We start from the raw sequence: 14643 nt of genomic DNA, 5'->3' as shown, positions 1-14643 counted from the left end.
CTCTATTTAACGGTAACGATGATGAGGGTAGTGATAAGCGATAATGCACTTATCACTGTCGGTAAAAGTGGTACAATGGTGGAATTGGCAAAAGCCTTCTTCTTTCCGGGCTTTACATAAACAACATCATTGTTGTTCAGATAGTAATAAGGAGATGACAGGGCTTTGCTGTCGTTCAGGTCCAGGGTGGCATATTCTTTAACGCCCTCTGTTTCCCTGATGATCATGATATCGTCTCTGATAGCGGTGTTGTTCAGATCACCGGCCATACTCAATGCATCCAGGATAGAAGCTCTTTCTGCGGGTATTTTGAAAGAACCAGGCCGGGCTACATCTCCCAGTACAGATACCCTGAAATTAGCGATACGGGTAGATACGAAAGCGTTGCGGATAGTTTTGTCCAGTTCCAGTGCAACAAGCGTATTGATCTCTGACGTTGTTTTTCCTTTTACATATACTTTACCGACCATAGGGAGGCCCACATATCCTGTGCTGTCTACGAGGTAACCCTGGTCTATCATACTGGATGAAGCGGCCGATGTACCACTTACAGAGACGGGGTTCAGGATCATAGAGATGTCTTTGTCGATGGTGGTGATGGTAATCTGGAGAACATCACCCGGCTGGACCTTTAGCGACAGTAACTTGTTATCCATTGCTTTTCCATTCGCTTTTTCAATATCATTGAAGTACGTTAGCTTTTTGGTGTTAACGCAGCCTGTTAATATGCACAGGCTTGCGGTGAATAACAGAAGATGGAATTTAGGAATCATGTTTAATATATATTGGAATTGAATGTTTAATATCAGGCCGCTGCTGCCACCGGTTTCCGGGCTCTTTTGCTCCCTTTTTTCCGTAGCATCTGCTGCACAGGTACTTCTATATAATGGTGTATGATAAGACTGGATGGGATTAATACCGCATAGAAGGATAATAAGGTAAATGGTGAGTGGAATATATTCCGGCTGATGCCAAAGTAATCTACCACGATGACGGAAAATACCATTAATGGAAAATGGAGCAGGTACATGGCTAAACTGGAATTTGCCAGTGTCATCATCCATTTTATATTCAGGCCTCCATAGGTTGTTTCTGCAAGGGCCATCATCAGTAATGTTCCCGGATTGATAAGGGTACGGATAAATACATTCCTGATTATGTCAAACAATCTTGTATTGGTTGCTGCCTCATTTGCAGGAAAGAATTTTTGTAATAAGATCATCGCTCCATTCCTCATAAAAGAAAAAGCATATTCAGAAATGCTGAAGATCCATAGCAGGATAGTCAGGCCAATCATCACTCTGGTTATTATCTTCAGATAACTTTTCTGTGAGGCCCAGTGGTATATATGATATACCAGGGCACCCAGGAAAAATGAATAGATGCCTTGTCCTATCATGGGATACATATATTGCACCACCAGTGCAGACAGTGTTATGCCGACAATAATCAGCATGTTCTTATGCAGTTTTAACCAGCATAGAAGGAAGAATATCAGATATAGCAGCACTTCTACCGAGGCCGACCAGGAAGGGCCGTTAAACCCGTTTAAAGCAGGTGTTTTTTCAAATCCCCATGTTTGTATCAGAAACAGGTGTAAGAGAAAATGTGGGGTATCGTTGTTATGAACAATGAAATAATGCCCGTTGATGTAATACATGATGGGTTGTAAAACAACAAGGACCATCAACGTCATGAAGTGAACAGGATACAGGCGGGTAAACCTGAATAACAGGAAGTTGCCGAATGAAGTTTCCCTGGAGGCAATCTTTTCACTGTAAAACCAGAAGAAAATAAAACCGGATAACAGGAAAAAGAGATCTACCACAAGAGGTGACAGCTCATATAACATGGCGAGATAGGGATACAGCGGCAAATGCAGTTTTGCTAATGGGGAATCGAGGGTAAAATCATTCGTATAATAGAAAAACTGCCAGTGGGCCAGCACAACAATAAGTGGCGCAATAGCACGTATAACATCCAGGCTGAAAAAGTACTTTGGGCTTGATGAGAGCGGTGTCATGGAATGGTGTACGTATAAACAACGGAAAGCCTGTAGTGGTGGTTAGCCACTACAAATTATGGAGTTATTTTAGGTTTCAATTGATTATAACATTCTCAGACAAGGGCAAGTTAAATCAAAATTGTCATTTGTACAAAATTGAAGGAAAAAAGCCTTGTTGCACAGTCTGGATGAGATATCCGGAAGTTTATATGTTATAAATAATTAAAAAATGAACAATAATTATATTATTATGTATTTAAGGGAGGAGAAATTTTTTAACCTCAAAACGAAGTGAAAATTTGATGAAAAGTATAAAGAAATTAACCAATATCTTATACCATTATCTGTATAGTCTGCGAAAAACCCAACAAACGGATATCTTATTACTGGGAACATTACTGGCACGACAAAACAAACAACTCTCACATATAAATAATCTGGCAGATGCTGAGTTCAAAGTTTTTTCACAGGCAGGAGATGATGGCATCATCCAGTATCTGATAAATAAAGTACATATACAGGATAAGACATTTATAGAATTCGGGGTAGAGAATTATATAGAATCCAATACCCGTTTCCTGCTGAAGCATGATAACTGGTGTGGACTGATCATCGACGGTTCTAAAAAAGCCACCGACTTTATTAAGACAGATGACATCTATTACCAGCACGAATTAAAAGTAGTGACCTCTTTTATCACCGCTGAGAATATTAATGAACTGATCAGTTCTCAGGGGATCAGCGGGGAAATAGGATTGTTATCTATAGATATAGATGGGAATGATTACTGGATATGGAAAGCGATAGATGTGGTACAGCCTGTTATTGTGGTGATAGAATATAATAGTGTATTAGGGGCAGAAAGGGCTATTACGGTGCCTTATAAGAAGGATTTCGTCAGGGAGCAGGCACATCACAGCAACCTGTATTTTGGCGCCTCTATACAGTCGTTGTGTATGCTGGGGGATGAAAAAGGATATGCCTTCGTTGGCTCCAATTCCATAGGCAATAATGCTTACTTCGTTAAAAAGGACCGGCTGGGAAGTTTAAAAGCCCTCAGCGCAGCAGAAGGATATGTACTTTCCCGTTTCCGGGAAAGCAGGGATAAAAAAGGTAACCTCACACATCTGACAGGTCCCGCGCGTTATGAATGTATAAAAGGACTGCCGGTATATAATGTTTCTTCTAACACCTCAGAATTATTATAAAATATGAATGCACTCTCCAGTACTGTAAAGAAGGTCTACGTATTCCTGTTTGCCCGTAAGGCACTCTATCGTGTAAACCTGCTGTTATATAAATTGAGTATGACAGGCATCGGTATTCACAACTATGAAAATGATTATGTAAGCGGGGAAAAGGCTTTCATCAAATATATGAAAGCACATAATCTCTTTAAAGATGGGGTAATCCTGGATGTGGGGGCCAACGTGGGGAATTATGCTATTATGCTGCGGGAGAACAACATCACATTGCCCATCTTTGCATTTGAACCACATCCTGTTGCGTTTAAAAAATTGGAAAAGGCAGCCTCTGCACATCATTTCATACCTGTGAAGCGTGGGGCAGGAGATGCGTCTGCTACTGCGGTTATTTATGACTACGCAGGTAATGGAGGCTCTGAACATGCCAGTATGTACAAAGAGGTAATCTCAGATATACGCAACAGTGAAGTGGAAGAGATAAGTATAGACATGGTATCCTTAGACCAGTTTGTAACAGAGAATAAAATAGATAAAATAGCTTTACTGAAAATAGATACAGAAGGGCATGAACTGAATGTATTAAAAGGAGCAAAGGATACTATTAAAAGAGGACTGGTAAATGTAATACAGATAGAGTTCAATGAGATGAATGTGATTTCCAGAACATTCTTCAAGGATATTATTGATATCCTGCCCGGATATGATTTCTATAGATTATTACCAGATGGATTATTACCACTAGGGGTTTATAAAATACTGGACTTTGAAATATTCGCATTTCAGAATATAGTAGCCATGAAACGTTAACAGCATTCTATCAATCTACCAGTACAATATCAAGAGCAGTCAGGAAAGACAATGCCCCCGGTAGATTGAATTTTGCATTCTTGATCTTATTGGTCTTCGGATCTATAAAATAATTTTCTGTGTCAACAAAACTGGCGCCTGTGAGATCCGTATTGAAGAACCGGGCATTTCTTAAATCAGTACCGGAAAAGTTAGCAGTACTAAGATTACATTCACTGAAATCTACGTCCGCTGCCACACATTTAACAAACTGACTTTTCTTCAGGTTCTTACCGTAGAAGTTGGAGTAGCTTATCTGGGAGTGATGAAAGCTAATGGAGAGTGGATTACTGGCATTGCACCATAAAATACCAATAGCCTTTGAATTAATTACCTGTATACCGGTAAGGGCGGTTCGTTTTACATTAATAAGAGAGAGGTCACAATCCTCAAAAGTACATTTCTCAAAAATACATTCCTGGAAAATACAGCCTTTCAGGTTAGATTTATAGAAAGTGCAATCATAGAACTCCCTGCCTTCCACTACTTTATCTTCATAACTGATGTTCTCAAATCGCTTGTGCTGATGCAGTATTTCCATGCTCAAAGATAATATTTTTTTACTACGCAGAAAGAGTGCGTACATGGTATGCATCTTTGTATAGTCAGAAGCAGTAGCTCAGATGGTTAGAGCACGGTAATAAAGTTTTAGAATTTTCTCTTCAGGCCAACTAAAACTTACTTCTATGCCAGGGATGCTGGGGTCGTTGGTTCGAGTCCAACCTGCTTCACTGATTAAGGTCAACTGGTACTTACTTCAAACTCTTTGACGAAAAAAGTATCCGAATTACCTGATTAAATTAAATGATTATGAACGGATTATTGAAAGTTAGTTTACGGCAGCAGGCGATATTTATCGCAGAAACGATGGAAACCCAGCCATTGTCTGCAAGTACTGCAGCATTAATAGCTAACATGGTAAAACTGGGATATAGTGCAGGACCTGCGCTTTTGCAGGCATTAAATGTAGCTTCAGCTGCCATGCAGGATGAAGTGCTGGCGACGTTGCGCGAAGTAACAGGTGTGAATAAGAACTGGACACCGCTGGTAATAGACTGGGATATGCCCGGAGCAGCATCTCATGGATATCATGTCATGACGGCATTTGCCAATGCATTTAAAGGAACAGATACTACTTTATATAAGCAAACAACGACTACTTTACCATGCGGGCATATTATCCCGGATAATACGTTCCCCCTGGAACGTTATAACGGTTGTCCTTTCTGTGGAACACCATTTGTATTCGGTGAGCTGGAACATGTAGGGCAGGGTAGCAAACTAAAGATACTGGACCTCTGGACTATAAAGGATGCGCAGGCATTCCTGGAAGATCTGTTAACTTCTAAAACAGCGCTGGATGCTTCTCAGACAGATAGCTTGAAGATATTGCTGCAAAACTTCCCCGTTCCTGCCGTAACAGTAGGTATGAAGGAAACCGCTATGCTGGTAATTGATATACTGATTGATCAGCAGCAGGCTGCTAAAGCACAGGTGTTGTTTACTTCTCCCGCGGACATATTACGTTACCTGTGGTACAAACATACGGGCTTCCTGCAGGTGATTGAACCTAAAACTATCCTGAAAAGAAAGTCAAAGAATCATCAGCATATACATGCTGAACAGGATATGAGTGTAGTGGCGAGGATCTTCTCAAAAGCATTGCTGAAACTGAAATACGACCGTCAGCAATGTTTAATGGTAGCCCGCTGGCTGAATAACATGGACATGGGCCTTGAGCAGATGTGTGAATCCATGCATCCGAAACGTGCGATGTGGGTCCGCTTTATACGCGCCCTACGTCTGGCAGAGTATAGTAAACGTCCTGGTTTTACTAAGCTGAAGGAGCTGCTGGATTACTTCTATAATGAGACTTATTCAGTATGGCAGGGAGATGTGAACGATTACCGTTTAAGGCTGGATGCAGAGAAAACATTTCAGCTGTTAAAACAGCGTCCTGGTTTATTTGCCCGTTCATTGTTTGCCAATATGCTGTGGTTTGGTGAAGTAGATACGATAGCCGCTTTTAAAGAAGTGATAGATAAGGTGCCTGCAAGGCTGATCCTGACATTAAGCATGTATGCGGATATTTATTTCGATCCTGCAACTGACAGGGTTGTAAAACCATTGGGAAGTGTCAGCAAAACGATACCTGCCAATCCGTTACTGTCTGCATACAGTCCTGAGCACCGGGCTGTAATGGTAAAGGCAGTAAAGGACCTGTATGAAATGGTGATGATTAAACGTTTTGCTGCTATAGAAAATACAAATGTATCTATGTATATAGATCCTGTATTGTTTAAAATCCCATTGGCTATAGGTGACCGTTCAGAAACAGTGCAGGACATGCCTATGGCATTACAGGGGACACGTTTCCCGGTAGAAGGAGATACGGTGCGTTTGTTTATGCAGTGGGGAACAGGATTAAAAGCACAACACCTGGATATGGACCTGAGCTGCAGGATCATTTATGAAACTACAGCAGAGATGTGTTACTTCGGGAATTTAAATACTACCGGATGTAGGCATAGCGGTGATATCAGGGAAATACCTTCACAGATAGGTACTGCGGAATATATAGACATGAATTTAGACATCCTGCAAAAGGCGGACGCTAAGTATGTAGTATTCACCTGTAATGCCTACAGTGCCGGAGATCTTGCGCTGAACCTGACAGTAGGATGGATGAACAGTAAGTATCCAATGAAGGTATCTAATAAGACGGGAGTAGCGTATGATCCTTCCTGTGTACAGCACCAGGTACGTATCGTCAATGGCCTGTCAAAAGGATTGGTATTTGGCGTACTGGAACTGGCTACCCGTGAAATCATCTGGCTGGAAATACCTTTCGACGGACAGTTGGCCAAAAACCTGCATATAAAAACAGTGGAGGGTATGTTGCAACGTCTGAACAGTAAACAAACTATCGGACAGTTGTTACAGGTCAAAGCGAAAGCACAGGGTCTGGTATTAACAGATACTGCTGATGCAGATGAAATGTATACTGCCGAATGGGCAAGGAATACTGCCGCAGTAACCGGATTATTAATAGACTAAAAGAAAGCCACAGTAATGTGGCTTTCCTGCTTAAAAAATACTTAATTCAGATTATAGCCAGCGGCCATACCACCATCTACATTGATAATAGCCCCGGTGATAAAATTACTCTTGGCTACTGTATACACCATCTTAGCCACTTCTTCCGCTTCACCCACTCTGTTGATTAAATGTAAACCGGCACTATCATCCACACTATCTCCATGCATTGGCGTGCGTATTGTCCCCGGGGCAACTGTATTCACCCGGATATTATCCCTGCCGAATTCAGCAGCCAGCTGAATTGTCAGCGCATGAATCGCTCCTTTACTGGAAATAGGCGCAGTAGCAGGTACACCGCCAATGCCCTTGTTTACCAGTGGCGTACCGATGTTAATCACCACTCCATCATGCTGTTTCAGCATTTGCGGAATAACCGCCTGTGTAGTAAAGAATGTCCCCTTCAGGTTGGTAGTTAAGAAACGATCAAGATAAGCGTTATCCACTTCCAGGAATGGCTTTGTTTCAAAGATACCAGCGTTATTGACCAGCACGTCTACAGTACCGAATCTTTCAAGCGCCAGCGATACCAGTTGCTCCCCTGTTTTCTTATCACTTACATTCCCTGCCAGCATTGCCAGGTTATCACCTGCGCCCAGATCATTAAATGCCTGCAGTAATTTATCCGGAGTAGCAGCATTTATCACAACGTTGTCTCCCTGTTGAAGAAAATATCTGGCTATTTCCTTGCCTATTCCGGAAGATGCTCCGGTAACAATAATTGTTTGCTTTTTCATATGCCAAAGCACGCAAATATTCAGAAGCTGATTACGTGACCTGCATCACATTCTTTATCATCTTTTTTATCTGCGCAGGAAAGCTGCGCACATGGATATTACATTTGTAACATGAAAACGAACAAAATAACAGCAAAGGATTTAATGTCTGCAGGATACACAGAAGGAAAGATATTGGGGAAGGCGTTGTCAGTAGCAGAACAGTTATTGCAGGATATGGATGTTGATGTTGTATTATCAATGTTGACGGCTGTGCTGGACGATGAGTACGATGGTGAACTGAATGAGTTGCGTGATATGATCCTGGAAGATAGAAAAGTATCCGATATAATTGTATTGAAAGAGCAGCCTGAGAAGTTCGCCATCTATGGAGCTGATAATATTGATGAAGGTGCAAAAACGCAGATGGGAGTTGCTATGGCATTACCTGTTTCAAAGGCCGGTGCCTTAATGCCGGATGCACATCAGGGATATGGTTTACCGATAGGTGGGGTACTGGCTACGCATAACGCGGTGATTCCTTATGGTGTAGGTGTAGATATCGGTTGTCGTATGGCATTATCGATCTTCGATATTCCGGCAACACATTTCGATGAAAACCATGATAAATACAAACGTGAGCTGATCGCCCATACAAAGTTTGGTGCAGGTCATGGGTATTTAAAGGATGAACGTGCCCAGCATGCAGTACTGGATAATGATACATTCAATATGACGCAGTTCATCAGTCAGCTGAAAGATAAAGCCTATTCACAACTCGGTACTTCCGGGGGTGGTAACCACTTTGTGGAATGGGGGGTAGTGGAGTTCTCTGAACGTGATGAAGTGTTAAATATCGATAAGGGAAGTTATGTAGCGTTATTGACACATTCCGGTTCACGTGGTATGGGAGCGCAGATTGCCGGGCATTATACAAGGATCGCAAAGGATATCTGTAAACTGCCACAGCATGCTGTGAACCTGGCTTACCTGGATATGAACTCCGAAGTCGGACAGGAATACTGGCTGGCCATGAACCTGGCCGGGGATTACGCTTCTGCCTGTCATGATATCATCCACCAGAAACTGGCAAAAGCCATTGGTGGAGCACTGCTGGCAAAAGTGGAAAACCACCATAATTTTGCCTGGAAAGAGAAATGGGGAGGAGAAGAGGTGATCGTACATAGAAAAGGGGCTACTCCGGCCGGAAAAGGGGTGATGGGGATCATTCCGGGGTCTATGACAGCACCGGGGTTCTTAGTGCGCGGAAAAGGGCTTGAAAATGCGATTAATTCGGCATCTCATGGTGCGGGTAGACAGATGAGCCGTACTAAAGCTATCAACAACATCACAAAACAGGAGATGTCTGCGATACTGAAAGAAAATAAAGTGACGCTGATAGGGGCCGGACTGGATGAAGCGCCAATGGCATACAAAGACATCAATATGGTAATGGGTGCACAGAAAGATCTGGTAGATATAGTAGCGAAGTTTCAGCCACGTATCGTGAGAATGGCAGATGACGGAAGTAAAGAGGATTAAAATATTTCATTTTACAGGTTCCACTCTTGTGGAAGTGAAACCTGTGAAAATGAAATCCCTGTCCATTGAGTGTGCAAATTACAACGCATCCATAGAACAGGAAAGAGTAGTAACGCGTATTTTCATGCGTAGATATACGTATTCAATTCAAATGTTATATAACGTAGCCGGATACTTTAAGATATTTAAATATATCTTTCTGATAGCTATTAAAGACAACACTTTCCCCAAAACCTGATAATTTTGTGAGTGCTGATACTCAACCTACTAAACAGTTCTGGCCATTATTGGCATAATTTTTAATATTAGGTAATTCGAAAATACTAATTGTCGATTGCCAAACTTAAAATCAGAAATGCCAGCAAGATTTATCCTGTATAGCGTATTTGCCCTCACGTTATTAATTGCCTGTAAAAAGGATGATACATCCCCGGTACCAGGATCTTGTTTTGCAGACAACATTACATTAACGCAAACCGATTTTATCGACTATGTGAGTGCGCATAGTATATTCGTTGCACTGGATGTAAAGAATACCTCTTCAAAAAATTATGATGTGAGTAAAGGAGCCAAACTGGTGAATATGAAGATTCTCATTACAACTACCGATGGTGCACAATACGAAACACATATTGGTCTTACACAAACGTATATCCCCGCAGGTACTTCTACTTCTGCCATTATCTATGCAGAATACGGTGCAGGTAAAACTTACCAGGATTATAAAATAATCACTTCCTGTGATTAATTATTAGCCCCCTTTCCTTCTCTCTTTGTTAAAATCTTGTTCCTAAAAGGAATGATGTTGTTTTTTGTATATACTTAATTTGCTGAAAAACAGGTCTGGTATATTGCAAGTGTATAGTAATAGGTAGTCATAAGATATTGATATTCAACTCTCCCAGGGGTATAAGCCCTATATAAGCCCCCTCATAGTCCTCTACAAGCCCTATACAAGCCGACCTTATTTAGAGGGGGCTTATATAGGGCTTATATCTGTTGTAATTACATCTTTTAGCAGGGAGAGAGTACCGGCAGTATATACGGAATGGTATATAAGACATTGATCTTATAAGGCTGGCCTTTTTAAAATAAATTCTTAAAATAAGTGTAAGTTTCGGGCAGGTAGGAATACTAATGAATAAACACTTTCAACATGAAAACATATATCTGTCTCAAAACCATTGTTATCTGTATAGCTCTTATTATAACTGGTTTTGCTACTTCCTTTGCCCAGCAGAAAAAAGGGCTCCTGTGGGAGATCTCTGGTAAAGGGATGACGCATCCTGCCTATTTGTATGGGACTATTCATATGTACGATACATCCGTATACCGTTTACCTGCCGCTCCTTTCGCCATTCTTGATAAAGTAAAAAAGGTATTCTTTGAACTGGATTTTGGTCATATTGATGCTGCTGAAATGATGAATGCTATGTACATCACTGATAGTACACAATTCATTGATAAACTGCTGGATGCACCTTCACTGGCAAAGCTGAAACCATTACTGGCCTCTTCCCCCATATTGCAGATGCTGGGCGATAAGGCATATGCCATAAAACCCATTCTTTTGTGGAGTATCATAGCAGGAGGTGATGGTAAAACGCCGTCTATAGATATGGAGCTGTATAAGGCTGCTATCGCAAAGAAAGATTCAGTAGGCGGATTGGAAACCGTGAAAGAGGAAATGGACGCACTGAATACGATCAGCATTCCTGCACAGGTACAAATGTTAAAAGATGCCATTCTGAAAGATGTTTCTCCAAAGGAAAGTCTGGCCAAACTGACTGCCGTCTATACTAAACAGGATATTGAAAACTTAATGAAAGACCTGAGCGAAGGTGCGATGGTAGATGCCAATTTTAACGAGTATCTGCTGGTAAAAAGGAATGTTGTGATGGCAGACAGGATCGCTCCTTTACTGGGTAAAGAGCCAGTATTGTTTTGCATGGGTGCCATGCATCTGGGAGATAAAACAGGTGTGATCGCATTACTGGAAAAGAAAGGATATACACTGAAAAACATCCCTTTTAATTTTGAGAAGAATGACTAAAGCTGAATTTCTGGATCACACTATGCCACACCAGGGAATCATCTATAAAGTTGTCAATATCTATGCTGAGTATAAAGAGGATAAAGAAGACCTGTTGCAGGAGATCTGGTTACAGTTGTGGTTATCTTTTCCCCGGTTTAAGTTCCAGAGCAAAGTCTCAACCTGGATGTACCAGGTAGCTCTTAACACCGCATTAACGCATATCCGTAAATCCGCCACCAGGGATAAGCATTTCAAAGTGGTAGCTTCCATGCAACATATAGATGATAACAGTGAACGTGCGGAACAGGAACGCCTGCTGTGGGATATGATCCGGTCCCTTAAACAAGCAGAAAAGGCGTTGATACTGCTATACATTGAAGGCATCAGTTACCGGGAAATCGCAGAAATTACCGGGGAATCTGAAGGGAATGTTGGTGTAAAGCTGAACCGCATCAAACAGAAAATGAAAAAAGATCTGATCACCTCTGCTAAAATTCAACAGTAATGGAACAGAAGAATGATTTTGAATCTCTGCTGAGAGGCGCTGCTGCCAGGTTTGAAAATGAGCCCCTGTCTGAAATAGCTGTAAGTGACATGATTGATGCGCGTTTGGTTACCAGTAAATCCAGGTTATTGTCTTCATTTAGAAAAGAGATCCTGATTTGCCTTATTTGCATAGGTGTTTTCTTTATATATATCTGGGGCGCAAAATACTTTTTTGACACTCCGAAACTGGCTAAGTTTCTAAAGCTTTATACCCAGGTATGTTTAGCAGGGATGTTATATTGTATGGCCAGTATGCTTTTGTTTGTAAGACTCTTACAGATTTCTTTTTTACAAAAAGCGACCGGTATCAGGGATTACGTAACAGTTTTGTATAAAAAGACAAGATGGACATTACAGGTATATCTCTGGATCTCTACAACAGGGGCTACAGGTATGTTAACTGTATTTCTTATAGCCAGCCAGAAGATCCCTTTATACTGGCTGCTGGGTGCGATCCTGCTGTCCGGTACATGCTTTTATTATTTGAACGTATGGTACCTGCATAAAAGATTTGGGAAGAGAATGCAGGAACTGGAGTTACTGATTGCAGAATTTAATGAGCCGGACAAGTAATTGTCCGGCGTTTTGCCTCTAAAAACGAACTGTTCGCCTCATTTGTTTGTTTTCAAAATGAAAAAGCCGGAAGTTGCGGGGGCATATGTTCAAAAAGGGGGGCAAATATTTACGATACCATGTATTGGGGAGCATCGCGTTCCTCTTATTACCATTATTATTATCTCCAAGGCCACCTGAAGAGATAGGCTTTCTGTCACGTCCTACCATCCGGGATTTTATAGGAAATTTCCTGATGTTATCCGTTTTTTATCTCAACTATTACCTGTTCATCCCTGCATTTTATTTTAAGAAAAAATACATCGTCTATACGTTTTGCATTGTTACGGCATTGCTGCTCATCTGCTTACTACCTTCCCTTTTGACAGGGCGTATACCCTGGAACAGCCCCCCACTGCCCATACATACTGGTTTGGTAGATGGGATGCCTCCCTCTCCAAGAGGTAATCATTTCACCCAGGAGATCCGGCATCATATTTTCCTCTTTATCATCGTGATGCTCACTTCAGTCCTGCTGAGGGTAAGAGAGCGCTGGTTTCAGGCTGAAACGGCCCGTTATAACGATGAACTCTCCCATCTGAAAGCACAGATCAATCCTCACTTTTTATTCAATACACTGAATAGCATTTATTCCCTGGCCCTGGCTAAAGACGATGGGGCGCCTGATGCCATCGTTGAGTTGTCGGAGCTGATGCGGTATATTATTAAAGACGCAGATAAACATGAAGTGCTGCTGAGAAAGGAGCTGGCTTATCTCAATAATTACATCGCTTTACAACAATCCCGTCTGGGCAGGACAGTCGATATTATGTATGAAGTGGATGTAGCTCCCGGAGATAAAATGATAGCTCCGCTGATTATCATCTCTTTTATAGAGAACGCGTTTAAGTATGGGGTAAATCCTGATAAGACATCTGTAATTACGATTAAACTAGAATTGAAACAGAATATATTCAGTTTATATGTTGCTAATAAAAAGGTGACAAAAGCGCCTGTGGATGGAGATGGGATAGGAGTGGGGAATACGAAAAAACGCCTGCAGCTGTTATATCCTTCCAGACATGAATTACAGATAGTGGACAATGATATTAATTTTTCAGTGAACTTAATAATGCATCTGACATGATAAAGGCAATTGCAATAGATGATGAACCACCTGCATTACAGGTACTTGAGTGTTATTGTAGCAGAACAGATCTGATTAGCCTGGAACGGGTATTTACCAGTACAGCGGAAGCGCTTAAATACCTGGAGAAACATGTAGTAGATTTGCTGTTTCTCGATATTCATATGCCGGCTATTTCGGGAATCGACTTTTATCAGTCTTTATCCAGGAAGGCGATGGTAATTTTTACAACGGCTTACAGCGAATATGCGGTAGAAGGTTTTAATATGAAAGCCGCTGATTATCTGCTAAAACCGTTTCAATACCCCCGGTTTTTACAGGCGGCTATGAAGGCAAAACACCAGTTCGATTTATTGCAGAAAAGTGCGGACACTGGGTTAGAAGGATATTTAGTCGTACATTCCGGTTACAGTCTGTTACAAATAGCATTATCGGATATTCTTTTTATCGAAGGATTGGATGACTACCTGAAGATTCATTTAAAAAGGCAACAACCTATAACGACCAGGCTTACACTGGATGATATCTTAGCACAATTACCTACAAATCATTTTATACGTATACACCGATCGTACATTGTTTCTCTTAGTAAAATAGATGGGTTACAAAACAGGATTCTCACAATTAACGGGGAAGAAGTAATCATCGGAGCAAATTATGAGCAGAATTTTTTAAAGTACTACACGCAGTTATGAAAGAAGCGTTATTGCACATGTTATTCGTAGGAGTGGTACTGTTTGCCGCTTCCTATCTGAAAAAAGACAACAAAACAACAACAGGGCTGGATACGCAGGTGCAGACACGGATTGACCGTGATCTTCAACGCAACGCTGATTCCGCGCCCGCACTGGCATTGGTGCGGGATACAACTGTTAAGCTGCCGCGCCGGAAATAACGGAGCACTATTCCTGCTATCTTTCAAAACCCCAATTTATTTATGAAACAGGCGATTT

The 14643-nt window shown here is 41.4% G+C and carries 15 protein-coding genes and 1 tRNA gene; 12 read left to right on the top strand and 4 right to left on the bottom strand.

Features of this window, described 5'->3' with window-relative positions; genetic code table 11:
* Positions 1-2: 2 nt before the first annotated feature.
* Positions 3-773, bottom strand: coding sequence for a polysaccharide biosynthesis/export family protein (locus BMW86_RS02540; protein ID WP_089778659.1), 771 nt, complete (start codon positions 771-773; stop codon positions 3-5).
* A 32-nt stretch (positions 774-805) separates the two neighbouring features.
* Positions 806-2023 (bottom strand): acyltransferase family protein, encoded by a 1218-nt coding sequence (locus BMW86_RS02535; protein ID WP_089778657.1) that lies wholly within the window; start codon positions 2021-2023, stop codon positions 806-808.
* A 284-nt stretch (positions 2024-2307) separates the two neighbouring features.
* On the opposite strand from BMW86_RS02535, the gene BMW86_RS02530 reads away from it, so the two are divergent.
* Positions 2308-3213, top strand: a complete 906-nt coding sequence (locus tag BMW86_RS02530; protein ID WP_255372830.1) for a hypothetical protein — start codon at positions 2308-2310, stop codon at positions 3211-3213.
* A gap of 3 nt (positions 3214-3216) precedes the next feature.
* Entirely contained in the window at positions 3217-4017 is an 801-nt protein-coding gene (locus tag BMW86_RS02525) for an FkbM family methyltransferase (protein ID WP_089778655.1), read from the top strand.
* A gap of 10 nt (positions 4018-4027) precedes the next feature.
* Here BMW86_RS02525 and BMW86_RS02520 read toward each other — a convergent pair whose 3' ends face one another.
* Positions 4028-4597: a pentapeptide repeat-containing protein gene (locus tag BMW86_RS02520; protein WP_177189129.1), complete on the bottom strand. Its 570-nt coding sequence runs from the start codon at positions 4595-4597 to the stop codon at positions 4028-4030.
* Positions 4598-4664: 67 nt separating this feature from the next.
* Between BMW86_RS02520 and BMW86_RS32710 the strand changes: the two genes are divergently transcribed.
* Both BMW86_RS32710 and BMW86_RS02515 read left to right on the top strand, forming a co-directional pair.
* Positions 4665-4787 (top strand) — tRNA-OTHER (locus tag BMW86_RS32710).
* A 79-nt stretch (positions 4788-4866) separates the two neighbouring features.
* Entirely contained in the window at positions 4867-7113 is a 2247-nt protein-coding gene (locus BMW86_RS02515) for a hypothetical protein (protein ID WP_089783529.1), read from the top strand.
* A gap of 41 nt (positions 7114-7154) precedes the next feature.
* Here BMW86_RS02515 and BMW86_RS02510 read toward each other — a convergent pair whose 3' ends face one another.
* Complete coding sequence (locus BMW86_RS02510; RefSeq protein ID WP_089778651.1) at positions 7155-7889, bottom strand: SDR family NAD(P)-dependent oxidoreductase; 735 nt, start codon at positions 7887-7889, stop codon at positions 7155-7157.
* A gap of 111 nt (positions 7890-8000) precedes the next feature.
* Between BMW86_RS02510 and BMW86_RS02505 the strand changes: the two genes are divergently transcribed.
* From BMW86_RS02505 to BMW86_RS02465, 8 genes are all read left to right on the top strand, one after another.
* Entirely contained in the window at positions 8001-9410 is a 1410-nt protein-coding gene (locus BMW86_RS02505; protein ID WP_089778648.1) for an RtcB family protein, read from the top strand.
* Between the two features lie 355 nt (positions 9411-9765).
* Positions 9766-10158 carry a hypothetical protein gene (locus BMW86_RS02495; protein WP_089778644.1) on the top strand — a complete coding sequence of 131 codons (393 nt, stop codon included), beginning with the start codon at positions 9766-9768 and terminating at the stop codon, positions 10156-10158.
* A gap of 408 nt (positions 10159-10566) precedes the next feature.
* Positions 10567-11463 (top strand): TraB/GumN family protein, encoded by an 897-nt coding sequence (locus BMW86_RS02490; RefSeq protein WP_089778642.1) that lies wholly within the window; start codon positions 10567-10569, stop codon positions 11461-11463.
* Positions 11456-11950, top strand: a complete 495-nt coding sequence (locus tag BMW86_RS02485; protein WP_089778639.1) for an RNA polymerase sigma factor — start codon at positions 11456-11458, stop codon at positions 11948-11950. Before BMW86_RS02490 ends, BMW86_RS02485 begins: the two co-directional genes overlap by 8 nt.
* Positions 11950-12564 carry a hypothetical protein gene (locus BMW86_RS02480; RefSeq protein WP_089778637.1) on the top strand — a complete coding sequence of 205 codons (615 nt, stop codon included), beginning with the start codon at positions 11950-11952 and terminating at the stop codon, positions 12562-12564. The genes BMW86_RS02485 and BMW86_RS02480 overlap by 1 nt, the downstream gene beginning before the upstream one ends.
* 85 nt (positions 12565-12649) lie before the next feature.
* The gene (locus BMW86_RS02475) at positions 12650-13690 is read left to right on the top strand and encodes a sensor histidine kinase (protein WP_089778635.1); all 1041 of its coding nucleotides are present in this window, start codon (positions 12650-12652) and stop codon (positions 13688-13690) included.
* Positions 13687-14385 carry a LytR/AlgR family response regulator transcription factor gene (locus BMW86_RS02470; RefSeq protein WP_089778633.1) on the top strand — a complete coding sequence of 233 codons (699 nt, stop codon included), beginning with the start codon at positions 13687-13689 and terminating at the stop codon, positions 14383-14385. Before BMW86_RS02475 ends, BMW86_RS02470 begins: the two co-directional genes overlap by 4 nt.
* Positions 14382-14585: a hypothetical protein gene (locus BMW86_RS02465; protein WP_089778632.1), complete on the top strand. Its 204-nt coding sequence runs from the start codon at positions 14382-14384 to the stop codon at positions 14583-14585. Before BMW86_RS02470 ends, BMW86_RS02465 begins: the two co-directional genes overlap by 4 nt.
* Positions 14586-14643 lie beyond the last annotated feature (58 nt).

The organism is Chitinophaga sp. YR573, from assembly GCF_900110995.1.
Classification (GTDB): Bacteria; Bacteroidota; Bacteroidia; order Chitinophagales; family Chitinophagaceae; genus Chitinophaga.
This window is presented reverse-complemented; position numbering and strand designations above follow the sequence as displayed.